23 protein-coding genes and 1 pseudogene are annotated in these 23,054 nt (G+C 56.6%); 8 read left to right on the forward strand and 16 right to left on the reverse strand.

The features are described from left to right. The 5 genes and pseudogenes from Q0239_RS06750 to dapA form a co-directional block, all read right to left on the reverse strand. Window positions 1–806: pseudogene (locus tag Q0239_RS06750) on the reverse strand (hybrid sensor histidine kinase/response regulator); the annotation flags it as partial. A 14-nt stretch (window positions 807–820) separates the two neighbouring features. Next, the gene (locus Q0239_RS06755; RefSeq protein WP_298600246.1) at window positions 821–2,869 is read right to left on the reverse strand and encodes a M13 family metallopeptidase; all 2,049 of its coding nucleotides are present in this window, start codon (window positions 2,867–2,869) and stop codon (window positions 821–823) included. Window positions 2,870–2,945: 76 nt separating this feature from the next. Then, window positions 2,946–3,512 (reverse strand): DUF2062 domain-containing protein, encoded by a 567-nt coding sequence (locus Q0239_RS06760; protein WP_298600249.1) that lies wholly within the window; start codon window positions 3,510–3,512, stop codon window positions 2,946–2,948. Further along, window positions 3,509–3,994: an SsrA-binding protein SmpB gene (gene smpB / locus Q0239_RS06765; RefSeq protein ID WP_298600252.1), complete on the reverse strand. Its 486-nt coding sequence runs from the start codon at window positions 3,992–3,994 to the stop codon at window positions 3,509–3,511. Before smpB ends, Q0239_RS06760 begins: the two co-directional genes overlap by 4 nt. Next, window positions 3,994–4,869 carry a 4-hydroxy-tetrahydrodipicolinate synthase gene (dapA, locus tag Q0239_RS06770; protein ID WP_298600255.1) on the reverse strand — a complete coding sequence of 292 codons (876 nt, stop codon included), beginning with the start codon at window positions 4,867–4,869 and terminating at the stop codon, window positions 3,994–3,996. Before dapA ends, smpB begins: the two co-directional genes overlap by 1 nt. Window positions 4,870–4,967: 98 nt before the next feature. Here dapA and Q0239_RS06775 point away from each other — a divergent pair, with 98 nt between their 5' ends. After that, window positions 4,968–6,971 (forward strand): lytic transglycosylase domain-containing protein, encoded by a 2,004-nt coding sequence (locus Q0239_RS06775; RefSeq protein ID WP_298600258.1) that lies wholly within the window; start codon window positions 4,968–4,970, stop codon window positions 6,969–6,971. A 10-nt stretch (window positions 6,972–6,981) separates the two neighbouring features. Further along, on the forward strand, window positions 6,982–7,470 hold the full coding sequence (gene greB, locus Q0239_RS06780; RefSeq protein ID WP_298600260.1) for a transcription elongation factor GreB: 489 nt from the start codon (window positions 6,982–6,984) through the stop codon (window positions 7,468–7,470). On the opposite strand, the gene Q0239_RS06785 is transcribed toward greB, so the two are convergent. The 4 genes from Q0239_RS06785 to aspS all read right to left on the reverse strand — a co-directional run bounded on the left by Q0239_RS06785 (window position 7,452) and on the right by aspS (window position 11,949). After that, a complete protein-coding gene (locus Q0239_RS06785; protein ID WP_298600264.1) occupies window positions 7,452–8,240 on the reverse strand; it encodes a polyphosphate kinase in 789 nt (262 codons plus the stop codon). The genes greB and Q0239_RS06785 overlap by 19 nt on opposite strands. A 62-nt stretch (window positions 8,241–8,302) precedes the next feature. Continuing rightward, window positions 8,303–9,184 (reverse strand): alpha/beta hydrolase, encoded by an 882-nt coding sequence (locus tag Q0239_RS06790; RefSeq protein WP_298600267.1) that lies wholly within the window; start codon window positions 9,182–9,184, stop codon window positions 8,303–8,305. A gap of 34 nt (window positions 9,185–9,218) precedes the next feature. After that, window positions 9,219–10,142 (reverse strand): hypothetical protein, encoded by a 924-nt coding sequence (locus tag Q0239_RS06795; protein ID WP_298600270.1) that lies wholly within the window; start codon window positions 10,140–10,142, stop codon window positions 9,219–9,221. A 22-nt stretch (window positions 10,143–10,164) separates the two neighbouring features. Then, entirely contained in the window at window positions 10,165–11,949 is a 1,785-nt protein-coding gene (aspS, locus tag Q0239_RS06800) for an aspartate--tRNA ligase (protein WP_298600273.1), read from the reverse strand. Between the two features lie 107 nt (window positions 11,950–12,056). Between aspS and rnd the strand changes: the two genes are divergently transcribed. Together rnd and Q0239_RS06810 are read left to right on the forward strand one after the other, a co-directional pair. Further along, window positions 12,057–13,235 (forward strand): ribonuclease D, encoded by a 1,179-nt coding sequence (gene rnd, locus Q0239_RS06805; RefSeq protein WP_298600276.1) that lies wholly within the window; start codon window positions 12,057–12,059, stop codon window positions 13,233–13,235. Then, a complete protein-coding gene (locus Q0239_RS06810) occupies window positions 13,232–13,537 on the forward strand; it encodes an I78 family peptidase inhibitor (RefSeq protein WP_298600281.1) in 306 nt (101 codons plus the stop codon). Before rnd ends, Q0239_RS06810 begins: the two co-directional genes overlap by 4 nt. On the opposite strand, the gene Q0239_RS06815 is transcribed toward Q0239_RS06810, so the two are convergent. Together Q0239_RS06815 and Q0239_RS06820 are read right to left on the reverse strand one after the other, a co-directional pair. Further along, window positions 13,534–14,121, reverse strand: coding sequence for a DnaA/Hda family protein (locus tag Q0239_RS06815; protein WP_298600284.1), 588 nt, complete (start codon window positions 14,119–14,121; stop codon window positions 13,534–13,536). The genes Q0239_RS06810 and Q0239_RS06815 overlap by 4 nt on opposite strands. Before the next feature lie 34 nt (window positions 14,122–14,155). Next, window positions 14,156–15,388 carry a heavy-metal-associated domain-containing protein gene (locus tag Q0239_RS06820; RefSeq protein ID WP_298600287.1) on the reverse strand — a complete coding sequence of 411 codons (1,233 nt, stop codon included), beginning with the start codon at window positions 15,386–15,388 and terminating at the stop codon, window positions 14,156–14,158. Window positions 15,389–15,449: 61 nt separating this feature from the next. Between Q0239_RS06820 and purM the strand changes: the two genes are divergently transcribed. After that, a complete protein-coding gene (gene purM / locus Q0239_RS06825; protein WP_298600290.1) occupies window positions 15,450–16,544 on the forward strand; it encodes a phosphoribosylformylglycinamidine cyclo-ligase in 1,095 nt (364 codons plus the stop codon). Next, window positions 16,537–17,487, forward strand: a complete 951-nt coding sequence (gene purN / locus Q0239_RS06830) for a phosphoribosylglycinamide formyltransferase (protein WP_298600293.1) — start codon at window positions 16,537–16,539, stop codon at window positions 17,485–17,487. The genes purM and purN overlap by 8 nt, the downstream gene beginning before the upstream one ends. On the opposite strand, the gene Q0239_RS06835 is transcribed toward purN, so the two are convergent. Together Q0239_RS06835 and ndk are read right to left on the reverse strand one after the other, a co-directional pair. Continuing rightward, on the reverse strand, window positions 17,484–17,726 hold the full coding sequence (locus tag Q0239_RS06835) for a hypothetical protein (protein ID WP_298600296.1): 243 nt from the start codon (window positions 17,724–17,726) through the stop codon (window positions 17,484–17,486). The genes purN and Q0239_RS06835 overlap by 4 nt on opposite strands. Window positions 17,727–17,832: 106 nt before the next feature. Further along, complete coding sequence (gene ndk / locus Q0239_RS06840) at window positions 17,833–18,255, reverse strand: nucleoside-diphosphate kinase (RefSeq protein WP_298600299.1); 423 nt, start codon at window positions 18,253–18,255, stop codon at window positions 17,833–17,835. 145 nt (window positions 18,256–18,400) lie between these two features. Here ndk and Q0239_RS06845 point away from each other — a divergent pair, with 145 nt between their 5' ends. Next, window positions 18,401–19,042: a protocatechuate 3,4-dioxygenase gene (locus tag Q0239_RS06845; RefSeq protein WP_298600301.1), complete on the forward strand. Its 642-nt coding sequence runs from the start codon at window positions 18,401–18,403 to the stop codon at window positions 19,040–19,042. Window positions 19,043–19,047: 5 nt separating this feature from the next. Here the strand turns inward: Q0239_RS06845 and Q0239_RS06850 are convergent, their stop codons facing one another. The 3 genes from Q0239_RS06850 to Q0239_RS06860 form a co-directional block, all read right to left on the reverse strand. After that, window positions 19,048–19,539, reverse strand: a complete 492-nt coding sequence (locus Q0239_RS06850) for a hypothetical protein (protein WP_298600304.1) — start codon at window positions 19,537–19,539, stop codon at window positions 19,048–19,050. Window positions 19,540–19,601: 62 nt separating this feature from the next. Then, window positions 19,602–20,039, reverse strand: coding sequence for a DNA polymerase III subunit chi (locus Q0239_RS06855; RefSeq protein ID WP_298600306.1), 438 nt, complete (start codon window positions 20,037–20,039; stop codon window positions 19,602–19,604). A 12-nt stretch (window positions 20,040–20,051) separates the two neighbouring features. Beyond that, window positions 20,052–21,509 carry a leucyl aminopeptidase gene (locus tag Q0239_RS06860; protein WP_298600309.1) on the reverse strand — a complete coding sequence of 486 codons (1,458 nt, stop codon included), beginning with the start codon at window positions 21,507–21,509 and terminating at the stop codon, window positions 20,052–20,054. 208 nt (window positions 21,510–21,717) lie between these two features. Here Q0239_RS06860 and Q0239_RS06865 point away from each other — a divergent pair. Next, a partial coding sequence (locus tag Q0239_RS06865; protein WP_298600312.1) for an LPS assembly protein LptD occupies window positions 21,718–23,054 on the forward strand: 1,337 nt, incomplete at its 3' end.

Genomic DNA, 23,054 nt, shown 5'->3' on the forward strand with positions numbered 1-23,054 from the left:
GATGCATGTTTGCCTTCGCGGGTGAAATAGACGCTGCCCCTGTCGTCTACATGCAGCAATGCCGCACATTCCCGGTTGGATATATTGGCAGTTTCGCTGCCAGCCGCGCGCAAGGCAAATGCCGGGTTCGAAGATCGGATGCGGCCCTCAGGGCCCACGGTCACTGCCATTACGCCAGCCATTGCTAACGCCCGTCCGATTCGCCCGCCGACCAAATCAATCGCTTGCGCCTCGATGCTTAACGTCTCCACCGGGGCAAAGCGCCATAGCAAAAATTCGTCTGCCGCTCCGGTTCGCATTACTTCGACCCGATAATTTGTTCCGCGCTTTGCAATCGCGTCTATATGGGCCCGGCCGTCGCGCCAAGCCGTACGACCAGCCTTAAGCAGCAACTCGCGCTCAGCCTCACCGAGGCCCAGATCGGGAGGAGCCTGAAGACCTTCGAACCAGAGGTTGAAACGGCCATTGGCACACAGCAGACGCCCTGCCCGGTCGCTCACGGCTACAGCTGCACGATCCAGTTCGATAGCAGAATGGGCGACCGACCAATCAGGGGGTGCGGTTTCGATCTCCTTGGCTGCCGGTCGCTGGATGCGAGCAGCAACCAGAACAAATCCGCCAAGGCCGATCAAGCCAGCAGCGGTAACGGCCAGCACCATCGCATCGCTCGTCACTATCCAGACAAGCAACAATGACAGCGCGACGGACGCTGCGATTATGCCAAGGTGTAACCTGTCGGCTTCGGCAGCCTCGCCACCTTCGCGTCCCGTTTTCCCGAATTGCGAAGTTGGAAGGCTGCCAGCCAATTTGGGTTCCTTACTTACCAGATGCGAACGCGTGCCCCCGGTGCGAGGTACAGTTTCTGTCCTTCTTTCGGCTGGAACGCCTCATACCATTTGTCAAGGTTGCGTACCACCCAGACCCGCTGTTCCGAGGGGCTATGCGGGTCGGTTATCAACCGGTTTCTGAGATTGGCCTCTCGATAGTTGCGCCGCCACACCTGCGCCCAACCCAGAAAGAAGCGTTGATCGCCTGTGTATCCATCAATCACCGGGGCTTCTTTGCCGCCCAGTGAGGCCTTGTAAGCTTCATAAGCAACGGTCAGGCCAGCCAGATCACCTATATTTTCGCCAAGCGTGAATTCGCCTTTCACATTAGCGCCGGGGAAAATTTCATAGGCGTCATATTGTTTGATCAGGGCTTCGCTCGCTTTCTTGAAAGCAGCCACGTCGGTTTCGGTCCACCAATCCGACAGACGCCCATTCTGATCATATTTCGAACCTTGGTCATCGAAATGGTGGCTGATTTCGTGACCGATAACGGCACCGATGCCGCCATAGTTGATGGCCGGATCGGCTTTCGGATCGAAAAAAGGTGGTTGCAAAATCGCAGCTGGAAAGACGATTTCATTCATGCTGAAATTGGCATAGGCGTTGATCGTCTGCGGTAGCATGCCCCATTCCCAGCGGCGGATGGGTTGATCTAGCTTACTGATATTGTCGGCAAAACCGAATTCATTGGCACGCATGGCATTGCCGAAAGCATCGCCTTTCACGATCTGCAGCTTGGCGTAGTCATGCCACTGGTCAGGATAGCCAATCTTGGTCGTGAAATTGGCAAGCTTCTGCTTCGCCTTGATCTTAGTTTCGGGCTGCATCCAATCGAGCCCCTCGATACGACGTCCCATTGCAGCCACGACATTGCGGACAAGCTCATTTGCAGCCGCCTTGGTCTCGGGCGGAAAATAACTTGCAGCATAAGCCTTGCCGATTTCATCGGTCAACGCGCCTTCGACGAAACCGGTACCGCGCTTCCAGCGCGCCTGTTGCTGCGGCGTTCCAGCCAGCGTGGTGCCGTAAAAGGCGAATACCGTTTGATCGACCGCCTTGGGCAAAGCACCTGAGTAATTGGCCAGTGCAGCGACGGTCATTTGATCTTTGAAGATGCCAATGTCGGATTCGGCAAAGATCTTGGCGGTTCCGGCAACGGCGCTTGGCTGGGCGACCAGCACATCGCTGATTTTCGGGCTGATTTTCTTTAGCATTGCCGACATGCCAATTTGCGGAGCAAGCGCATCGAGTTCGGCTAGTGACAATTTGTTATAAACCTTGGTCGCATCCGAACTTTCTTCGCGCGTCCACTGCACTTCTGCGATTTTCTTTTCGGTTTCAAAAATGGCGTTGGCTCGCGCTTCGGCATTTTTTTCACCGGCATGCGTCAGCATTTTGGTGAGATAGGATTTGTAAGCGGTTCGAATTTCTTCAAACTTTGGATTATCGACTAGATACATGTCGCGGTCGGGCAATCCCGTTCCGCCTTGAAAAATCTGGAAGATATAGGCGTCAGGATTCTTGTCGTCCTGACCCACAAATCCGCCAAACAGTGCGCCTACACCTTTCGGCGCCAATTTCGGCAAAAGCGCTTCGAACTGTTTGTGCGTTTTAACCGCACGAACCTGCTTCAGGATCGGCTGGATTGGCGCGAGCCCCTTTTTCTCGATCGCTGCTTCGTCAAGATAGGTTGAGTAAGCCACGCCCATCTTGCTTTTGGGATCTTTGGCGGCTGCGTCCAACAGGCCCTTCACCCGCTCCTTAGATAGATCGTCGAGCTTGGTGAACATGCCATAATTGGATTTGTCTGCAGGAATTTCGGTCGTTTTCAGCCATTCGCCATTGGCAAATAGATAAAAATTGTCACCCGGCGTGGTAGCGCGATCCATGCCCTTTTCATCGAAACCGAAGGTACCAAGTTCAGGCCCTTCATTGACAGCGGCGGCTTCCCCTGCAGTATTTGCTAAGGCAGGCGAAGTAGCGGCTATGGCTGAAAGTGAAACGCTGGCGACCACCGCCAGCTTCCTGAATGAAATCATCGTTGAAAACTCCCCAGTTGAAAGCGAGTCCATTCCGACTCGCAATGGGGGTAACTAACCAGAATATGGGGGCAAATTAATGCCCTGATCCACCAGCGGCATGTGCAATCGACCGACGACGCCATTTGCTGCCAATACGCCAACGCCAAAACCATGCAGCAACCAGATAGCCGATTGATGCACTAACCACCGCAATCACCGCCAGGCCCACAACCATGGCCGGAGCAGCGTCGGAAAGGAGCCAGGTCAACCATTCAGATATAGGTGCGCCAGCGTCAATGAGCTTCTGAAACTGGAAAATATCCGCTTTCAAATGCAGCAAACCATTTCCAACATAGACCGACGCAGCCAATATGAAAGGTGTGGTTGCGGGCATGCTGAGGAAGGTCATTGCCGCGCCGATTGGTATGTTCGCCCGAACAGGGAGGGCAAGCAACGCAACACCTGCGATCTGTACACCCGGGACCAGCAGGAAAATGCCCACCAGCAAGCCTAAGGCAACGCCTCGCGGCACTGATCGGCGGGTAAAACGCCAGAGTGCAGGATGGAAAACACGGTGGGGGAATGGGCGCGGGAAACGGCTCCGCTCGAAACTCTCCCGAGACGGTGCCTGTTCATGGATCCATTTCGTCAAACCGTTCATCCGCGTTCCCGCATTATCCTTCCCTGTTCGCGCTTCCAGTCGCGCTCTTTCTCGGTAGCCCTTTTGTCCGGCGCCTTCTTGCCTTTGGCGAGGGCCAGTTCGACCTTAGCTCGCCCACGATTGTTAAAATATATGGACAGCGGGACCAATGTCATCCCCTGCCGGGCCACTGCACCATGCAATTTATTTATCTCACGCACATTAAGGAGCAATTTACGGGGCCGCTTGGGTTCGTGATTATAACGGTTTCCGTGGCTGAATTCTGGGATATTGGCATTCACCAGCCAGATTTCGCCGCCGTCTTTCACTTCAGCATAGCTTTCCGCGATCGATCCTTCGCCGAACCGTAGCGATTTCACCTCGGTGCCGGTGAGCGCGATCCCGGCCTCATATTTATCCTCGATGTGGTAATCATATCGCGCGCGCCGGTTTTCGGCGACGACTTTGGTTTTTTGAAAGGCTTCGGGTTTTGGACGGGCCATCAGATAAGTCCTGCGATCTCCAGGGCCGCATCGACGGCAGCCTTGCTGGCAGCCGATGCCGTAACTAGCGGCAGGCGCATCTCTTCCGGGAAGCCCTGTATGACCCGCGTCATCGCATATTTGACCGGCCCTGGCGATGCATCAGTAAACAATGCTGTATGAAGGGGGTGGAGACGATCATTGAGCTCGCGTGCCAACTGATAATCACCATTAGCGCAGGCCGACTGGAATTCGGCACACAGTTTTGGCGCCACATTTGCCGTTACCGAAATGCAACCGACTCCGCCTGCAGCGTTGAACGCCAGGGCCATGTCGTCATTGCCTGACAACTGACAAAAGTCGACACCGCAGCCCAGACGGTGCTCCCCGACCCGGGCAATCTGTCCGCTCGCATCCTTCACGCCAACAATAGTCGGTATTTCGGCCAGTCGTGCCAGCGTCGCGGGTTGGATGTCAGTCACGGTGCGCGCCGGAACATTATAGACAATGATCGGAAGATCGCTTTTTTCGGCAAGATGCGCGTAATGGGCGTAAATCCCGTCCTGATTGGGCCGGTTATAGTAGGGCGCCACGACCAGGGCTGCCGCAGCGCCCTCCGCCTTGGCAAATTCCATATGACGCACTGCTGTCGCCGTATCGTTCGAACCGCAACCGGCAATCACGGGAACCCGCCCTGCGGCCCGTTCGATGCAGATAGAAATGACCCGATAATGCTCGTCAAACGACAAGGTCGGTGCTTCGCCAGTCGTTCCGCAAGGCACCAGCGCGGACGAGCCCTGCTCGATTTGCCATTCTACCAGCGCGCGAAAATGCGACTCGGAAAACGTTCCGTCGCAAAAAGGAGTCACCAGAGCCGGTATTGAGCCCGTAAACATGGAAATCGCCTTCAAAACTAGCCAAATAGACCGAATTAAATGTTCGATGGACCGCAGGGGTGCATGGTTCATCGTCCACTAAGGAGGCAGCCCATAATATGTCGCGCATGGTAAAGCACCTGATTTCCGCTTCACTGCTGGCAATTCCAGCTTCTGCATTCGCCGCCACTACGCCCGAGACACCCGAGATCATCTGGCGGACAGGGATTGGTGAGGCTAGCAATGTGCCCACGGCGATGGTCGATCCCAGCGGTGGCAACGTGCCCGCGGCGCTTCGCCGTTGGCGGATGTTGAGCCAGTCGGGCCAGTACAGCTTTTCTGAATATGCGTCATTCCTGATGACCTATCCGGACTGGCCCAATACCGACGAAATGCGCAGAAATGCGGAACAGGCGATCAATGTCTTGAGCTGGTCGCCCAATCAGGTCGTCGCCTATTTTGATCGCCTGGAGCCGACAACCAATGGCGGCCGTGCAAAATTCGCGCTGGCGCTTGCATCAATTGGCGATAAGGCGCGTGCAGAACAATGGGGCCGCCGCGCATGGCGCGAAGGCCCGTTGACCGACGATGACGAGAATCGTGTTTTCCAGTTGATGGCTGGCAAACTGAGCGCTGCCGATCATGACGCGCGGACCAGCCGTCTGCTTTGGTCCAACGCGACTCGCGCCGCACAGAAATGGCTGCCCTACACCTCATCCGAACGCCGCCCGGTTCTGGAGGCACAATTAGCGCACGAACTGAAGGCGCCTGATGCCGCCGCAAAATTTGCGGCGATTGGCCAGCTCGGCCTGTCAGATGCCGGACTTTTGATGGAACGCGTTGCAGCCCTTCGCGCCTCTGGCAACAGCTGGGCAGCGCGCGAGTTGCTCGCCAACCGCCCGACATTATCCGCACCGCCGCATGTCGCACGTGACTGGCTGAAAGTCCTGTTGGCCAATGCCGAAGCGGCCGAAACCGATGGCCAATTTGATATGGCCTATCGGATTGCATCCAAGCTGACTGATGCTTTCCCTGCAGGTACTGACATCACCAAGCTCGACCTGTCGACCCGCGATACCTACACCAGCCTAGCCTGGCTGGCAGGCGAAGCGGCCTATTACAAATTGGGCCGACCACGTGAAGCTATTGAGGCCTTCAAGCTCTATACTGCGGGTGCACGTACGCCGCAGACCCGCGCAAAGGGGCTTTATTGGGCAGGGCGTGCGGCCAAAAAAGCTGGCGACCAGCAATTAGCCCAGCAATATTTTACTGAAGCCGCGCGCTTCTATGATTTCTTCCACGGACAATTGGCTTTGGAGGCGCTAGGGAAGCCGTTACCCGCAGTTCCGGCGGCACCCGTCTTGCCGCAACTGGCAGCCAACGCAGTTCCGCCGACTTATACCGCTGCCCGTATGTCATCGTCCTTCCCCGGCTGGCGGGATTCGAACAGTTTCATGCGCGCTCTTTCGAATTCGGCCAAAACCGAGAGTGATTTCAAGAATCTGTTCGCATGGTCTAACCTCATCGGTCGCCCAGATCTGTCGGTCATCGCAGCACGTAGCGCACGGATCGAAGGGCATGACGGTTTGATACGGCTTGGCTATCCTACCGTTGCGGTTCCGCCTGAACATACGAACAACTGGACCTTCATCCACGCCATTGCACGACAGGAAAGCCAGTTTGACCGTAACGCTACCAGCCATGCGGGCGCCCGCGGGCTGATGCAGTTGATGCCCGGAACCGCGCGCGAGACATCTGGCAAAATCGCCCTCGCCTATCGCCCGGAGGCGCTCAACACCGACACCAACTATAATATCCAGTTGGGTTCGACCTATTTCCAGCGCATGTTGAGCTATTACAACGGAAGCTATCCGCTCGCAGTGGCCGCTTACAATGCCGGACCAGGCAATGTGAACAAGTGGCTGGCGCGCAACGGCGATCCTCGCTCGGGCGGCATCGATATTCTTGATTGGATCGAACAGATTCCGATTTTCGAAACGCGAAACTACGTGCAACGCGTGCTCGAGAATGCGGTGATGTATGATCATCTCAATCCGGACAAGGCACGCTATCGGAACAATACACCGCTCAGCCACTATCTGGGTCGCCGGTCAGTCGGCTAAAACCAGTCTAATGAGCGAACGGACAAACCCCATCACCCCAAAGGGGTTCGCCAGTCTGCGCGCCGAATATGAGCAATTGTTCGCAGTCGAACGACCGAAGGTTGTAGAGATCGTCAGCTGGGCCGCTGGCAATGGCGACCGCAGCGAGAATGGTGACTATATTTATGGACGTCAGCGCCTGCGCGAAATCGACCGCAGGCTGGGCAAACTGTCACGTCAGATGAAATTTGCAAAAGTGATCGACCCTTCCAATCAGGACGATCGCAGCCGCGTGTTCTTTGGCGCAACTGTCACTTTGGCCGACGAAGATGATAATCATCGCATTGTGACGATCGTAGGCGACGATGAGGCAGACGCTACAGCTGCACGAATTGGATGGAACTCACCACTTGCAAAGGCGTTACGCGGTGCTCGTAGCGGCGATTTGCGGACCGTTCAATTGCCCGGCGGCCCTAAGGAATGGGAAATCGTCGGAATCGATTATCCGTCATCCTCCTGAGCGCCAAAACATACAGCGGCCAGTTGCTTGATCTCAGCCCCGATCTCCGGAAATTCGTTCGGGATGTAACGCGATAACTCTTCGGCGATATATTTTAGCACGGCGATACGCGCAGCTTTCTGATTGTTGCCGTCGATGACCTTCCAGGCTGCGCCGGGTGTATCGGTCTTCGCCAGCATGTCTTCGATCGCTTCGATATAGGCACCGCGCTTTTCCCGGTTGCGAAAATCTTCTTCCGTGACTTTCCAGCGTTTTGCCGGAGTTTCCAATCGCTCTTTCAAAACCTTGTCCTGCGACTTCTGCGTCACATGCAGGAATATCTTTATGATTTTAGTGCCAATTTCCGTTTGCCGCTGCTCAAACTCGTTGATCTCGTCATAGCCCCGACGCCATTCGACCTCACTACAAAAACCCTCAACCCGCTCGACCAGAACCCGGCCGTAATGGCTACGGTCGAGAACCGTTATTTCCTTGGCGCGGGGTAGCTTGTTCCAAAAGCGCCATAGAAAATGGCGTTCTTTCTCTTCCGGCGTTGGCGCACTGATCGGATAGACCTGAAAATAGCGCGGATCCCATTGCGCAGTCAGCCGCTTGATCGCGCCACCCTTCCCCGCCGCATCCCAGCCTTCGAAGACAATCAGCGTGCGGCAACCATGGATGATATGCAACGCCTGCAATTCGGCAAGACGGTCCTGCAGCTGTTTCAGGTCGTCGTCATAGTCACCCGCATATTTCGGGCCTTCTTCAAAGTCGGAAAGGTCAATCTTCATCAGTGGTCAGCCTTCTATTGTCGACTGCTTATGACGCGCTGCTGCCAACCTTCAAATAATATTCAGCTTGAAGGAACCAACTGCCCCACCAACCTGGCCAGCCGCTCCGGCTCTTCCATCGGGATGAAATGCGAAACCTCGTTCCAATGGATGTCAGTAGCACCTGAAATATGCGTCGCCAAATCTGGCGCGGTTGGACTGATTGAAAAATCCATAGGGCCAGCGCGCTCGGCATTGCGTGCGCGCAGAACAGTAGTGGGGCATTTAATCTCACCGACCCAGCCATAGGGATTGTTCCGCCAAGATCCCATATAAGCCGAAGCCTCCAGCACTGGCGGACAGGCAAGCTCCAGGCCATCCCCGCTTTCGGCCGGAACCAGCCCGTAACGGCAATAATCGGCAAGTACCTCCGGCAGCCAGTGCGAATAAGGCTCGCGATTAGCGAAATGTGCGGTCATTTGCTCGGTACTTTCCCATGCATTGCGGCGTCGCGCTACGGGATGGTCGGTAGGCTTACCGGCCAGATTGCCAGGTTCAACGGCATAGGTTCCCGGCGTCATCATCACCGGATCGACGAGCAACAACCCGGCGATCTTCTCGGGCACCAACACCGCGGTTCTTGCCGCTATATAACCGCCCATACTGTGGCCTATAGCGAAGACGGAATCATTCAGCATTGTCTGCACAAAGGCTGCTACATCATCTGCTGCCGCCAGCCAGTCCGACAGAGATTCCGGTCGATAACTACGACCATGTCCGCGCAGGTCTAGCGCGATATAATGCCAGTCAGAGGGCAACGCCTTAATCGTCGCATCCCAGCAACGGCTGTGAAAACCGGTCGCGTGTAGAAGCAGCACCGTCGGGTGATTCCCCGCACTGCCCCATTCGAACCAGCACAGCGCCCCGCCCGGGGCCGCGAAATGATGCTGGACCGGCTCGTTCAATTCAACGCACCATCTTCTGCAAAATCGGCCAGTTTCAACTATCAGCGCCTTCCCGTGCGGCTTTTTGCGCCAAGCCGGCCAAAGTGCCCTCTACACGCTGGATAGACGCTAGCGCATCGATGTCATTACCCAAGCGGCGGAAGCCAGTAATCGCAACTTCAAAATCCCCGGCTGCCTCCGCACAGAGCGCCATGTTGAAGACAAGGCTCCGCTGGTCAGGTGCGCGCTGCGAGATTTCCCCGAACTGGCGGCAAGCCTCTTGACCGCTAGTTTTGGTAGTCTTGACTGCCAGTTTGAATAGTTCAGCATCGGATTTCGAAAAGCCTTTGCGATCTTCGCGAATTCGAATCTGTTCGACTGCCGAATAAGGTACGAAATCACCTACTACCGATCGTGCAGCCGAAGTTATCATGTCACGAACCACATTTGATATCTCGGGCATCTGTGCGTCGCCTGTGCAGAACCGGTGCTCGGCACGATTCGGCACCCTGTGTGAAAAAACAATTCTGCCATCACTGGCACGCGCGATGCGAAGATCCGCATCCAACGAGGCAATTCGCTTTCGGCAGGTGATCTCGACAACCTCTTTCGCCGCATCTTCGCATTTGGCATTCTTGTCTCGCGTATTCGGGCAGAATTTCCGCTTTTCCATATAGCGCGATTCTTCGATATCGACATCAGCGCGACCGGTTACAGCCCCCTCACCTCGACCTGCCTCGAACATTTCGAAAACGGGTTGGCCGCCAGCTTCGCGCGCATCCCCAAGTGCTCGTTCGACGGAAAAGGCAAATGCCCGACCGTCAGTCCCGGTAAATCTCTCAACCGCAAGCGACCGCAAGAGATAGGCTTCGTCAGCAGCCGCAGGGCGACGAACTTCAACGGCTAGCGTTTCCGCTTGCGCTGAAACCGAAGCAAATATTGTTGCTACAATTGCAACGCCGACCAGAACCCCCCGCATTCAATCCCCCTAAATCGAATTCTCAAGCGCCTTTGGGTTGCTCCACGACACGGATATGCAGTTCGCGCAGTTGTTTGACCATCGCAGGCGACGGAGCCCCCATCAGTAGGTCTTCGGCGCGCTGGTTCATCGGGAACAGCGTAATCTCGCGCAAATTTTGCACGCCGCACAACAGCATCACCATGCGATCGACGCCTGCTGCCATCCCGCCATGCGGCGGCGCGCCATATTGGAATGCACGGTACATCCCGCCAAAGCGTTCCTCGACGTCTGCCTGCGTCAAACCGGTCAGTTCAAACGCCTTCACCATCAGGTCGGGGTGCTGGTTACGGATCGAACCCGATGCCAGCTCATAGCCGTTGCAGACCATATCATATTGATAGGCCTTGATGGTGAGCGGGTCCTGCGTCTGCAGGGCTTCCAAACCACCTTGTGGCATTGAGAACGGATTATGCGCGAAATCGACCTTTTTCTCTTCCTCGCTCCATTCGTAGAAGGGGAAGTCGATGATCCAGCAAAAGCGGAAGGCATCCTTCTCGACTATATCCAGCTGCTCGCCAATTCGCGTACGCGCGGCACCCGCCAGTTTGGCGGCCTGCTCTTCCTTGCCTGCAGCAAAGAACGCACCGTCATTGGGCCCAAGACCAAGCGAATCCCAAAGCGCCGCCATTTTGTCTTCACCGTGGTTCTTCGCAATCGGACCACCAAAGACGCCATCCTTGCGGGTGGCATAACCGAGGCCTGCATGGCCCTCGCTGCGGGCCCATTCGTTCATGTCATCGAAGAATTTGCGGCTCAGACCGGCTGTGTCAGGTGCCGGGATCAAACGAACGACGCCGCCGCTTCCGACGATCTTTTCGAACAGGCCAAAACCGGACTGCTGGAATTCACCAGTGACGTCACGGATAATCAGCGGGTTGCGCAGATCTGGCTTGTCAGTCCCGTAATCGAGCATTGCCTTCGCATAAGGAATGCGCGGAAACTCACCTGCCGGCGTCACCTTACGCCCATTGGCAAAGGTTTCGAAGATGCCAGCCATGACGGGCTCCATCGTTTCCCAAACCTCTTCCTGCGTAACAAAGCTCATTTCGAGATCGAGCTGGTAGAATTCGCCCGGTAAGCGATCGGCGCGCGGGTCTTCGTCGCGGAAACAGGGTGCGATTTGGAAATAGCGGTCGAAACCGGCGACCATCAGCAACTGCTTGTACTGCTGCGGCGCTTGCGGAAGTGCGAAGAATTTACCGGGATGGATGCGGCTGGGTACCAGGAAATCGCGCGCACCCTCGGGGGAGGAAGCGGTCAGGATCGGAGTCGAAAATTCGGTAAATCCGATCTCTTCCATCCGTTTGCGTGTTTCGCGGATGATCGCGGTACGCGTCATGATATTGGCGTGCAGCGTTTCACGCCGCAGGTCGAGGAAGCGGTATTTGAGACGAATTTCCTCCGGATACTCCTGCTCGCCTGCGACCGGCAAGGGCAGTTCTTCCGCCTTGCTCAGCACGGTTACATTGCGTGCAAAAACTTCGATCTCGCCCGTCGGAAGGTTCGGGTTGACGGTGGTTTCGCTGCGCGCCTTCACCTCGCCATCAATGGTGACGACGCTTTCAAGGCGGAGGCCTTCAAGCACCGGAAGCGCCGGACTGTCACTGTCCGCAACAATCTGCGTCATGCCATAATGGTCGCGCAGGTCGACGAACAGGACGCCGCCATGGTCGCGTTTGCGGTGCACCCAGCCCGAGAGGCGGACGGTTTCACCGACGTGCGAAGCGCGCAATTCTGCGCATTTATGGGTACGATAAGCGTGCATGATGGGTCTTTGTTGTTTGTGTTTTCGACAGGAAAATATGAACGCGGCGCTAGACCCTTGCAACGCCCCTTTGTCAAGTTGCGAATGGCTGTTATGGGCGGCCTTACATGCAGATTCATCCACTCATCACCGATAGCAAACAGCTCGCCGATTTTTGCGCGCGCATATCGAAATCAGATTTTGTCGCGGTCGACACCGAGTTCATGCGCGAAAACACCTATTATCCAGAGCTTTGCCTGGTACAGCTGGCCGATGTGAACGAAGCTGCGGCGGTAGATCCGAAGGCCGATGGACTCGACCTTACGCCGATGCTCGACCTGATCTGCAATAACGAAGATGTGCTGAAGGTTTTCCATGCGGGTGGGCAGGATATCGAAATTTTCTTCAATCTGACCGGGCGCACACCACATCCGTTGTTCGATACCCAAATTGCCGCAATGGCGCTGGGGCAAGGCGAACAGATCGGCTACTCGAACCTTGTCGACCTGTGGCTTGGAATTCACCTGGACAAGGGCGCACGCTTTACCGATTGGTCGCGTAGACCATTGGACAAGCGGCAGATCGATTATGCCATCGGCGATGTGACCCATCTGGCCGACATTTTCCCAAAAATGCTCGAAAAGCTGGTCAAGACGGGTCGCGGCGAATGGCTGAATGACGAGATGGAGCGGCTAGCCGACGCCGACAATTACCGCAATGACCCCGAAACCATCTGGCGTCGTATCAAGATGCAGTCGCGCAAGGCGGATGTTCTGGGTCGCCTGAAAGCGCTGGGTGCGTGGCGGGAACGTGAGGCACAGCGGAAGAATATCCCGCGCGGCCGGATCATGAAGGATGAGACGATCGCCGATATCGCCTCGCATCCGCCAAAGGCACAGGCCGAACTCCCCAAAGTGCGAGGTCTATCCCCCGCTTGGCGCGATAACGAAATTGGCGCGCGGCTGATGGCAACGCTGGCCGATGCCGAACCTTTATCGAAAGAGGAAATGCCGGATCGAAACCATAATGGAACCGGCGGCGGTAAAGAAGGCGCACTGGTTGCCGATCTCCTCAAACTGCTTCTGAAAATCCGTTCACGCGAGATCAATGTCGCTTCCCGCCTAATCACGCGTAGCGAAGAGCTGGAGAGGCTGGCTGCGGGCGACCGCGAGGGCCTCGAACTGCTGAAAGGCTGGCGTTATGAGCAATTCGGGCATGATGCGCTCGACTTGGTCGAAGGGCGGCTCGCTTTCGCTGTCGTCAATGGAAAGCTGAAAATGACGCGTACGGAGGAAGTCGAGACATGAAATTGGCCCTATTTCTGCCAATTGCGCTCGCTTCACTTTCTGGCTGCATACCGGCCGCAGAAAATGCCGAGGCTGGCCAGAATCCACCGGAGCTCGCTGGTTCCTGCGATGCCAGCGGACTGGCTTATGCGGTTGGAAAAACGCTGACCCAAGAGCTTGAAACAAAGCTGAAAAAAGAGGCAAAAGCGTCTATGGTTCGGGTGGCACCACATGATGGCGTCATTACGATGGATTACAGCCCTGCAAGGCTCAATATTTTCACTGACGAAGCCAGCAAGATTATCCGCATCAACTGCGGCTAAGCGGGCATAAGGCGACGCACAAGCATCAGAGTGATTGCCGAACCTTCGGCCAATGCCAATGCGTTCGCCTTTTTGGCGAAATCCTCGACAGCGGCGTGACTACGCTCAATCCTACGGACGACGAAAGCCAAGGCCTCCGGGCCGATAGAAGTGCCCCGGTCGCGCAGGAATTTGAGCAGCAACTGTTCGGCAAGCTCATCATCCGGTACGCCAATTTCGAGCAACTGTGCCACACCAATTCGCGAGCGCAAATCGGGGAGTTCGATGTTCCATTCGCCGGGCGCCTTGCCTGACACCAGCAACAATGCTTCGCCCGAATTTTTGGCTGCATTCCACTGATGAAACAGATCCTCGGCCGACAACCGATCGGCATCGTCGATTACCCTGCCACCCTGCACCGAAAAATAGCGCGCCATCAGGCTTTTACCCGACCGTGCGGGTCCCAGCAGCAAGGCACAATGTCCGGGCCAACTGGCGCTGTTGCCAAGCGCTGAAAAAGCAATCGCGTTTGACGGCGTGACGATAAGACAATCGTCGGTCCGGTCCGGATTGAGTTCGTCGAAGGGAAGCGCAATCTGTTTCATACTGGCCTGGCCGCGCTTTGGCGCCCTCTCAACCTTACCGGAAACCGCGTGCCTGTAGCGCTGCATTCAGCGCTGCTGGATCGCCTTGGAAGGTTACGCGCATTACGGACGTCCCGCCCAGTGCGAGACTGGTGGTCGATACCGAACGCACGCCCGGAATACCCCGCAGTGCAGCTTCCGCGCGATCCACTGCTTCGGGATTGGGCGTACTGACCTGGACATTGACCGTCACTTGCTGCGCCGGCGTGGTGGTCGTCTGGTTCCCCCCCTGCTCGCCTTCTGCGCGACCGGCAACCGAATCGACCGCTGCCGCCAACGGATCTTCGCTTTCGGCTTCGGTTTCTTCTTCCAGTTCCTCCAGATCTTCTTCGTCAATTTCTTCAAGCAGCAACGAAGCTTCGGCGCGGAGGCGGCCTGCGGCAAAGGCCTGTTGCAGCATTTCGTCCATTTTGCGCACGCCGTCAGCCATCATAGCCGGGATGCCCTCCGCATTTTGTACACGCAGCGTGAAACTACCGAGAAAGCGGTTCTCAGGGCCGTAACGGGCGGCGAATTTGCCGATGATTGGACCTCCCGGATATTGCCGTTCCAGCCGGACAATAGGATAGATCACATCTGCCGCGCGAAACTGATCCAGTATGACACGCCACCATGTTCGACTGCGCCGATCCATCTGCCCCGCGTTAAGAAGCAGCGATTCCCCGCCACCGCCAAAGGGACGGACATAGTCAATCAGGCTGTCGGCCGTGCGAAACTTCGCCCAAGCCGCCTGCCACGGCGTCTGTCGTTCAAAAACATAAGGCGATCCATTGCTGTACATCACCGGTATCACCAGCAAAGGCGCAGACTTGCGGCCAACGCCTTTAACGCCGAGCAGTTGCCCTGCGCGCGCCCTGTCAAAAGATACGCCCAATTTGGCAATATAGCGGCGCGGGCCGATCTGTTCTTCTTCAACGATAATGGCAGAGACGATGCCATCGAGCGTCGAATCTGACAGCGACGAACCGGAGCCGCCATGGGTCTTGGCCCACAACATGCTCCAAGCCTTGCGCTGTGCCTCTTCCCATCCGGCACGCCGTGCCTCTTCGGCATTTTTGCCAGTGGTGTTCACAACGACATTGGTAACTTCAAAGTCGCCATTGCTGGCAATCGGCGGAATTCCCCGCTTTGGCCCCTCAATCTGCGCATGCACGAGCACGCCACTGCCAACAAGCAGCGGCACCGCCAGCACATATTTCCACAGAGACTTTGAAATGCGGACCCTCATTGCGCGCCTTTTGGCGACTTATGATTGGAAATCCAAGGGGGAAGTCGCTAGCGGCGGTAAAATGAGCGACAATGAGTCTTATACTTACGCCAAGGCAGGCGTTTCAATCGAAACCGGTAACGCGTTGGTGCGCGCAATTGCGCCGCTGGCAAAGGCGACGCGGCGGGCCGGGGCGGATGCCGATCTGGGCGGATTTGGCGGCTTCTTTGACCTGAAGGCTGCCGGCTTCAACGATCCCCTGCTCGTTGCCGCCAATGACGGTGTCGGAACCAAGCTGAAACTCGCCATTGAAAGCGGCAAGCATGAATGCGTCGGTATCGATCTGGTCGCGATGTGCGCCAACGACCTGATCGTACAAGGTGCCGAACCGCTCTTCTTCCTCGATTATTACGCCACCGGAAAACTCGATAACGCCGTCGCGACCGCAGTTGTGGCCAGCATTGCCGAGGGCTGCAAACAAGCCGGTTGTGCGCTGATTGGCGGCGAAACTGCCGAAATGCCGGGCATGTATTCGGACGGCGACTATGACCTTGCCGGTTTCTGCGTCGGAGCCGTTGAACGCGATCAGGTGTTGACAGCTGATAAGGTAGCCGAGGGTGATGTCATCCTTGGGCTTGCCTCATCGGGTGTGCACTCGAACGGCTTTTCACTGGTGCGCCGCCTTGCCGCCGACAAGGGATGGAAACTCGATCGCCCTGCCCTTTTCGATATCGACACGCTGCTGATCGACGCGCTGATGGCGCCGACGCGCATTTATGTGAAATCGCTGCTGCCGCTCATCCGCACGGGCAAGGTGCACGCGATGGCGCATATCACCGGAGGCGGCTTGCTCGAAAACATTCCGCGCGTGTTGCCCGATGGCCTGCATGCGCATGTCGATGCCGATACATGGGAGCAGCCAAGGCTCATGGCGTTTCTGCAAGCGCAGGGCAATATAGAGCCGGAAGAAATGGCGCGCACCTTTAACTGCGGGATTGGCATGGCGGTAGTTGTCGCTGAAGCCGATGTCGCGGATGCGGTTACAGCACTCGAAGCTGCTGGCGAAACCGTCTTCCGCATCGGGCACATCGCCAAAGGTGATAAAGGCTGCACCATCAAAGGCTCAATCGAGACCTGGAGTGCCAAGTCTGACTGGAGCGCGACGCATCATGGCTAAGGCAAAAGTCGCCGTGCTGATTTCGGGGACCGGAACCAACATGGCGGCGTTGCTCTATGCAGCAAAGGCGGATGACTGCCCTTATGAGATCGCGCTGGTCGCGAGCAACAACCCCGATGCCGCGGGACTGAAACTGGCAGAGGCAGAGGGGATCGCCACCTTCGCCCATCCGCACAAAGGCCTCAGCCGGGAGGCGCATGACGATATCATGCACGACACGCTGGTTGCAGCGGAAGCGGATTATGTCGCACTCGCGGGCTACATGCGCATCCTCTCCCCCGAATTTGTCGGAAAATGGGAGGGCCGGATGCTCAACATCCATCCCAGCCTATTGCCCAAATATAAAGGCCTCCATACGCATGAACGCGCGCTGGAGGCGGGCGACAGCCATGGCGGGTGCAGCGTTCCCCTCGTCACCGCCGAACTCGATGATGGCCCGATTTTGGACCAGACCAAGGTAGCGATATTGCCGGGAGACACCGCTGACAGCCTCGCCGCGCGGGTTCTGATTGCCGAGCATCAGCTCTATTCACGGGTGCTGAGCGATTATGTCGCTCGCGAACGGTCACCCGAATTTCTTGTACAGCAAGTCCGCGAACGCGCCATGGCACTGCCAGAGGCGGACGAGGTTATAAGTCACAGCATGCCATGCTTCGGCATCATCAAAGGTAAGAAGTTTGCCTATGTCTCGAACGACCATCATGGCGACGGACGGGTAGCACTACTGGTGAAAATCAGCGGTGCGGAAGAACAAGCAATGCTGATCGAGCAGGATGAGGACCGATACTATCGCCCAGCCTATTTCGGCGACGGCTGGGTCGGCATAAGGCTCGATCTGGGTGATACCGACTGGGACCATATCGGCGAGTGGCTTGCCAAAAGCTGGCGCGCGGTCGCGCCGAAAAAACTAGCTACGATGATGGATTTGGTCGGGGAGTTTTAAAGCTCGCTCTCGTCCACCAATGGCCTGCTCTCCCGCGTTCCGCGATAGCGTGCGTCGGGTTCATTTTCACCCGGGGATATGACGACATAATCTTCATGGACTTCGAGCAGCGTGCCAACGAAGGGAAAATCAGCAAGGCCGCCGGTGACGCGATAGCTCACTGTATCGCCAACCTTGAAAGTCGCAGGATCAAAATTGAATACAAAGGGACAGTCTTCGCCCTCACCCATTCCCAGCATGCGCATCTCCTCTTTGCCAACCGAATAGCGCCTGTCGCGGCAGGTGCAACAAAAAGGGCCGCCCGATTGCGCGGACGGCCCTTTTTCGATTGGCTTGAATGCCGGATTAGCCGACAATTTCGTCCGGCTCGAAGAAATAGGCGATTTCGATCGCGGCGTTTTCGTCGCTGTCGCTGCCATGGACAGTGTTTTCACCGATCGAAAGCGCGTGGGTCTTGCGGATCGTGCCTTCAGCGGCTTCTGCCGGATTGGTCGCGCCCATGATGTCGCGGTTGCGGGTGACGGCATCTTCGCCTTCCAATACCTGGACGACAACGGGTTCGCTCATCATGAACTCAACCAGCTCTCCGAAGAAGGGGCGTTCCTTGTGGACCGCGTAAAAGCCTTCGGCCTGTTCCTTGGTCATGTGGATGCGCTTTGAAGCGACAACGCGCAGGCCGGCTTCTTCCAGCATCTTGGTGACCGCACCGGTCAGGTTGGGGGGGGTGGCATGGGGCTTGATGATCGAAAATGTGCGGGTAACCGCCATGGGAGAACTCCATTTGCTGGGGGATTAAGATTGCGCGCGCCTCTAGCGGCATGAACCGGTTATGGCAATACCAAGCAGGACCGGCTTTCCGTTACGTCAGGTTAGATTTGTGCTAAAGCCGACTCGGAAGAGGGGGAAGGAAATCATGGAACATCGTGAGTTGAATCTGTCGCGCCGCGGCTTTGCAGGCGCAGCACTAGCCGCAGGAACATTGGGTGCCGCGGGCCTGAAAGCTGCTGATGGGCATGCTGCACTGACGCCGTCATCCGACATGGGGCCGTTTTATCCGATCGAGCGCATTGCCGAAGAAGATGCAGATCTCACTTGGATCAAAGGCCATTCGCAACGCGCACTTGGCAATGTCATCGAAGTCAGCGGCCGCGTGCTCGACCGGCACGGCAATCCGGTCAGCGGGGCGATGCTTGAATTGTGGCAGTGCAATTCGGTCGGCCGCTATGCACATGCCGCCGACATCGCAACCGCACCGCTAGATCCTAACTTTCAGGGATTCGCGGCGATCCGGACTGGCAAAGCAGGCGAATGGCACATCACGACAATCAAGCCTTCGGGCTATGACTCGCCGATTGGCAAACGCACGCCGCACATCCATTTCGATGTTCGTGGAAAGAGCCACAGGCTAATCGCGCAGATGTATTTCGAAGATGATCATGCAACCAACTCAACAGACGAGCTTTACAAGACGCTCGGCCGGGATGCGCTGCACTCGGTCGCCAAGCTGGCTGCTCCGACAAAGTATAACTGGGATATCGTCCTGATGGACGGCTAAACCGGCTATTTGGTCTCTATTACCAGCATTACCTGCGTCTTGCCGTCACCACCCGGCGTGGCGGTAGCGACCAGGTTTTCTCCTGAGTCGTTTTCCGCCGAGAAACTGGCCATATTGCCCACCGCCTTTTCCTCGGACCTGGTCGTCATGCCTCGCTTCGCTGCTTCGGCTTTATAGAAGGTCGTGACTTTGTCAGGCGCATCAGACGTTGTCATAGTGACCATTGCCCCACCTTTGCCGTCCGGGCGATTGCCGGAGATGTTTGCCGTAACTGCTGCGCCGGGATAAGCAGGAATGCCCAAAGGGAGGTCCTTTGCAGCGGCAGCACCTGTCGAGAACGTCGCGGTGGTGCCATCCTCGGCTTTGATCGTCGCTTCGCTCTGACCATTTTGGGTCAGTTCGACCGATTTACCATCAGAGGTAGTGACCGTCGTCGTTGGCTCTGAGCCACAAGATGCCAGCGCTGCAGTCGCAAACAATAGGGTAAGTTTCTTCATCACATTCTCCCGAAATGGCTGCACCCCATTATGCGTTCAGAATATCGTTGGAATTTGTAAGCTCAAGGCCCTTGCCGCCATTTTCCGCCGTCCTGTTTCCAGTAACGACGCTCGACATCAGGCCGGTCCGCCAGCGCACGCCAGGCTGTGCGGGCATTGTCGGTCTTTTCCGGTGGAAACAGATAAAAAGCGCGGTCGAAACCAAGCGCCTGATCGCGCCACTCGCCATCGGCTAAAGCAATCATGCGTGCGCTGTTGGAAGCTACAGCTTCGTTCGCAAGCAATACGGGTTGCAGGCTATCATCTCCCTCCCCGACCATTTGATGCGCGATAAAGCTCTCCGGTTTCGCACTCCACAGCGCAACCGACAACTTCCCTAACTGCGCATCGTCGGCACTGACGACGAGAAGACGCCCGCCATCGTCCAGAATTTTCTGGGCAATGGCGGGTATAACCTGTTCCGCAGGATCGCGGGTCAATTGATAGAAATCGACCTGCATCGGCTTGTTCGATTACGCCTCGTAATTGTCGGCAACAAAGCGGTCGAGCAGCTTCACGCCATAACCGGTGGCACCCTTGGCCCAAGTCGGACCATCCTTGTCGCCCCATACGGTACCAGCAATGTCGAGATGCGCCCACTTCACGCCGTCCTGAATAAAGCGCTGGAGGAACTGGGCAGCAGTAATCGAACCGGCATCGCGCGGGCCGACATTTTTGATATCGGCAATCGGGCTGTCGATCAGCTTGTCATAGGCGGGACCAACCGGCAGGCGCCACAATTTGTCGCCGGTCGCTTTGCCGGCGGCAAGAAGCTTTTCCGAAAGTTCGTCGCTGTTCGAAAACAGGCCGGCATGTTCCTTGCCGAGCGAGATGATGATCGCGCCGGTCAATGTGGCCAAATCGATGATCGTATCGGGCTTGAACTTCTCCTGCGCGTAATGCAGCGCATCGCAGAGCACCAGACGGCCTTCGGCGTCGGTGTTGATCACCTCGATGGTCTGGCCAGACATGCTGGTAACGACGTCGCCTGGGCGTTGTGCATTCCCGTCAGGCATATTCTCGACAAGTCCGCAAATACCGACAACATGGGCCTTGGCCTTCCGACCAGCAAGCGCCTTCATCGTGCCCGCCACCGCGCCTGCGCCGCCCATGTCCCACTTCATGTCTTCCATGCCGCCGGCGGGCTTGATCGAGATGCCGCCAGTGTCGAAGGTAACGCCTTTGCCAACAAAGACGACCGGCTTCTCCTGCTTGCCGCCAGTGCCGTCCCACTTCATCACCAGCATACGAGCCGGACGAACTGAACCCTGCGCGACACCCAACAGCGCTCCCATGCCCAGCTTGGCCATTTCCTTGTCATCGAGAACATCGATCTCGACGCCCAAAGCCTGCAGATGCTGGCAGCGTTCAACAAAGCTTTCGGGGTAGATGATGTTGGCCGGTTCGCTGACCAGTTCCTTGGTCAAAGCGACACCGTCGGCAATCGCTGCATGGCTGGACCACAGCGATTCCGCCTCGGCAGGTGCACCCACTACTGTCAGGCCGGTAATCGTTGGCTTCGACGTTTCAGGCAATTTCGTGCGGTATTTGTCAATCCGCCAGTTCCGTAGCAGCGCGCCATATGCGACCTCGGCTGCGGCCTTTGCGTCGAGATTTTCTGCATGCAGGGCAATGGTCTTTGCTCCGCATGTCTGCACCTTGGCGAGCAAATCGCCACCTGCACGGGGATAATCCGCTGCGTCGCCATCAGCGACTGCGATCAACGCTATACGAATTGTGCGTCCACCTTCCTGTGCGAAATAGAGGAAGCTTTGCCCGGCATTACCTTCAAAACGGGCAAGCTTCGCGGTTTCGCGAGCTGCCTCGGCATTTTCGAGCGGAAATGCAAAACTCTCCCACTGACTCTTTTGAATAACAAAGCCGATGACGTCAGTATCGGTGGGACGTTCGGCGGCAAAACTTACCTGCATCTGGAAACTGCCTTTCAGCGATTGGGATTAGAAATTCGCGGAATCCGCTCCGCATGCGTTCTGGCGAACGCTATAAGCAAACATTCAGGCCGGATTAAAGCAAAAGATGGTTGCGGTAACCAAGGCTTAGCCTCCATGAGTTATACAGGCGGCTGAATCCGGCACTGGACCCTGCCCGATTGCAGCGATAAAGGACCCGACCAGATCAATGGCATTCCTGACATCCAGAATTGCAAGCCCGGCCAGCGCATTGTGCGTTTCGCTGCTACTTGCCTGTGGTTTAGGTGGTGTGGCCAAGGCTCAGGAAGTGGCCGCAACTGAGAGCGAGGCCGCAGAAGAAATCGCCTTTTCCGCCGATAATCTGGATTATGAATTTGCAACCGACACAGTAAAAGCCAGCGGCAATGTCATCGCACGCCGCGACGGTTATACATTGCGCGCTGATTTAATTTCGTGGGATCGTCGTTCGGGCAAGGTTACCGCTTCGGGGAATATTCGCTCGATCGGGCCAGAGGGCGATGTAGCCTATGGCGATTCGATTGAGGTTACCGAGTCCCTTCGCGATGGGATCGTCGAAAATATGCTGCTCGTGCTCAAAGATGGCAGCCGTCTGGCCGCAAACAAGGGCACGCGTACCGATGGCAAGATGACGCTGGAAGGCGCCGCTTACACACCTTGTGCGGTCGAAGGGCCTGATGGCTGTCCGAAAAATCCCAGCTGGCAGGTCAAGGCGGTTAAGGTCGTTTACGATCCGGTCAAGAAACGCGTCAAATATGAAGGTGCTAGGATCGAACTGTTTGGTTTGCCGGTTATCCCCTTGCCTGGCCTGTCGCACCCAGCAGAGACCGCAGCAGGAAGCGGCTTCCTGGTTCCCAATCTGCGTTTCTCCCGCAACAACGGCGTCGAAATAGAACAGGGCTACTATTGGCGCTTGTCAGAAAATCGCGATCTGTTGCTATCGGGACATGTTTTCAGCGATGTCGCGCCAATGGCGCAGGCGCGGTACCGCGCCTGGGAAGACAAGGGCGCATTCCAGATTACTGGATATGCGACCTACAGCCAGAAGGTTTCAACGTCAGGCACCGGTGCGATCGGAAAAGATGTCTTTCGCGGCTATATCGATGGTGCTGGCAAATTCCAGTTTACACCCAACTGGTCAGCCTCGGCTTCGGTACGCCTTGCTACAGACCGTACCTTTCTGCGCCGCTATGATATCAGCCGCGACGACCGTCTGCGGAACAATATCAATGTCGAACGGATCGACGAGAGCAGCTATTTTGCGTTCAACGGTTGGGGTGTGCAGACGCTTCGTACTGGCGACCGTCAAGCGCTGCAGCCCATAGCCCTTCCCGAAATTGATTATCGCCTTCGCCTCACTGAACCGGTGCTGGGCGGAAAGGTGCAGTTGCAAGCAAACAGCCTGCTCATCGGCCGGACTGCCGGGCAGGATACGCGACGTGCCTTTGCCTCGGGGCGCTGGGATCTACGCACATTAACCGGCCTCGGGCAGGAAGTGAATTTCACTGTGCTTGGTCGCGGCGATGT

This window comes from uncultured Sphingorhabdus sp. (assembly GCF_937872355.1).
Classification (GTDB): domain Bacteria; phylum Pseudomonadota; class Alphaproteobacteria; order Sphingomonadales; family Sphingomonadaceae; genus Sphingorhabdus_B.

Coding starts and splice junctions, on each gene's coding strand:
- Q0239_RS06795 (WP_298600270.1), bottom strand. CDS start 10,142: ATGCGGGGGGTTCTGGTCGGCGTTGCAATTGTAGCAACAATATTTGCT.
- Q0239_RS06855 (WP_298600306.1), bottom strand. CDS start 20,039: ATGCAGGTCGATTTCTATCAATTGACCCGCGATCCTGCGGAACAGGTT.
- purM (WP_298600290.1), top strand. CDS start 15,450: ATGAGCGACAATGAGTCTTATACTTACGCCAAGGCAGGCGTTTCAATC.
- Q0239_RS06850 (WP_298600304.1), bottom strand. CDS start 19,539: ATGAAGAAACTTACCCTATTGTTTGCGACTGCAGCGCTGGCATCTTGT.
- greB (WP_298600260.1), top strand. CDS start 6,982: ATGAGCGAACGGACAAACCCCATCACCCCAAAGGGGTTCGCCAGTCTG.
- purN (WP_298600293.1), top strand. CDS start 16,537: ATGGCTAAGGCAAAAGTCGCCGTGCTGATTTCGGGGACCGGAACCAAC.
- Q0239_RS06835 (WP_298600296.1), bottom strand. CDS start 17,726: ATGCTGGGAATGGGTGAGGGCGAAGACTGTCCCTTTGTATTCAATTTT.
- dapA (WP_298600255.1), bottom strand. CDS start 4,869: ATGTTTACGGGCTCAATACCGGCTCTGGTGACTCCTTTTTGCGACGGA.
- Q0239_RS06755 (WP_298600246.1), bottom strand. CDS start 2,869: ATGATTTCATTCAGGAAGCTGGCGGTGGTCGCCAGCGTTTCACTTTCA.
- Q0239_RS06775 (WP_298600258.1), top strand. CDS start 4,968: ATGTCGCGCATGGTAAAGCACCTGATTTCCGCTTCACTGCTGGCAATT.
- Q0239_RS06785 (WP_298600264.1), bottom strand. CDS start 8,240: ATGAAGATTGACCTTTCCGACTTTGAAGAAGGCCCGAAATATGCGGGT.
- aspS (WP_298600273.1), bottom strand. CDS start 11,949: ATGCACGCTTATCGTACCCATAAATGCGCAGAATTGCGCGCTTCGCAC.
- Q0239_RS06820 (WP_298600287.1), bottom strand. CDS start 15,388: ATGAGGGTCCGCATTTCAAAGTCTCTGTGGAAATATGTGCTGGCGGTG.
- Q0239_RS06815 (WP_298600284.1), bottom strand. CDS start 14,121: ATGAAACAGATTGCGCTTCCCTTCGACGAACTCAATCCGGACCGGACC.
- ndk (WP_298600299.1), bottom strand. CDS start 18,255: ATGGCGGTTACCCGCACATTTTCGATCATCAAGCCCCATGCCACCCCC.
- rnd (WP_298600276.1), top strand. CDS start 12,057: ATGCAGATTCATCCACTCATCACCGATAGCAAACAGCTCGCCGATTTT.
- Q0239_RS06760 (WP_298600249.1), bottom strand. CDS start 3,512: ATGAACGGTTTGACGAAATGGATCCATGAACAGGCACCGTCTCGGGAG.
- smpB (WP_298600252.1), bottom strand. CDS start 3,994: ATGGCCCGTCCAAAACCCGAAGCCTTTCAAAAAACCAAAGTCGTCGCC.
- Q0239_RS06810 (WP_298600281.1), top strand. CDS start 13,232: ATGAAATTGGCCCTATTTCTGCCAATTGCGCTCGCTTCACTTTCTGGC.
- Q0239_RS06845 (WP_298600301.1), top strand. CDS start 18,401: ATGGAACATCGTGAGTTGAATCTGTCGCGCCGCGGCTTTGCAGGCGCA.
- Q0239_RS06860 (WP_298600309.1), bottom strand. CDS start 21,509: ATGCAGGTAAGTTTTGCCGCCGAACGTCCCACCGATACTGACGTCATC.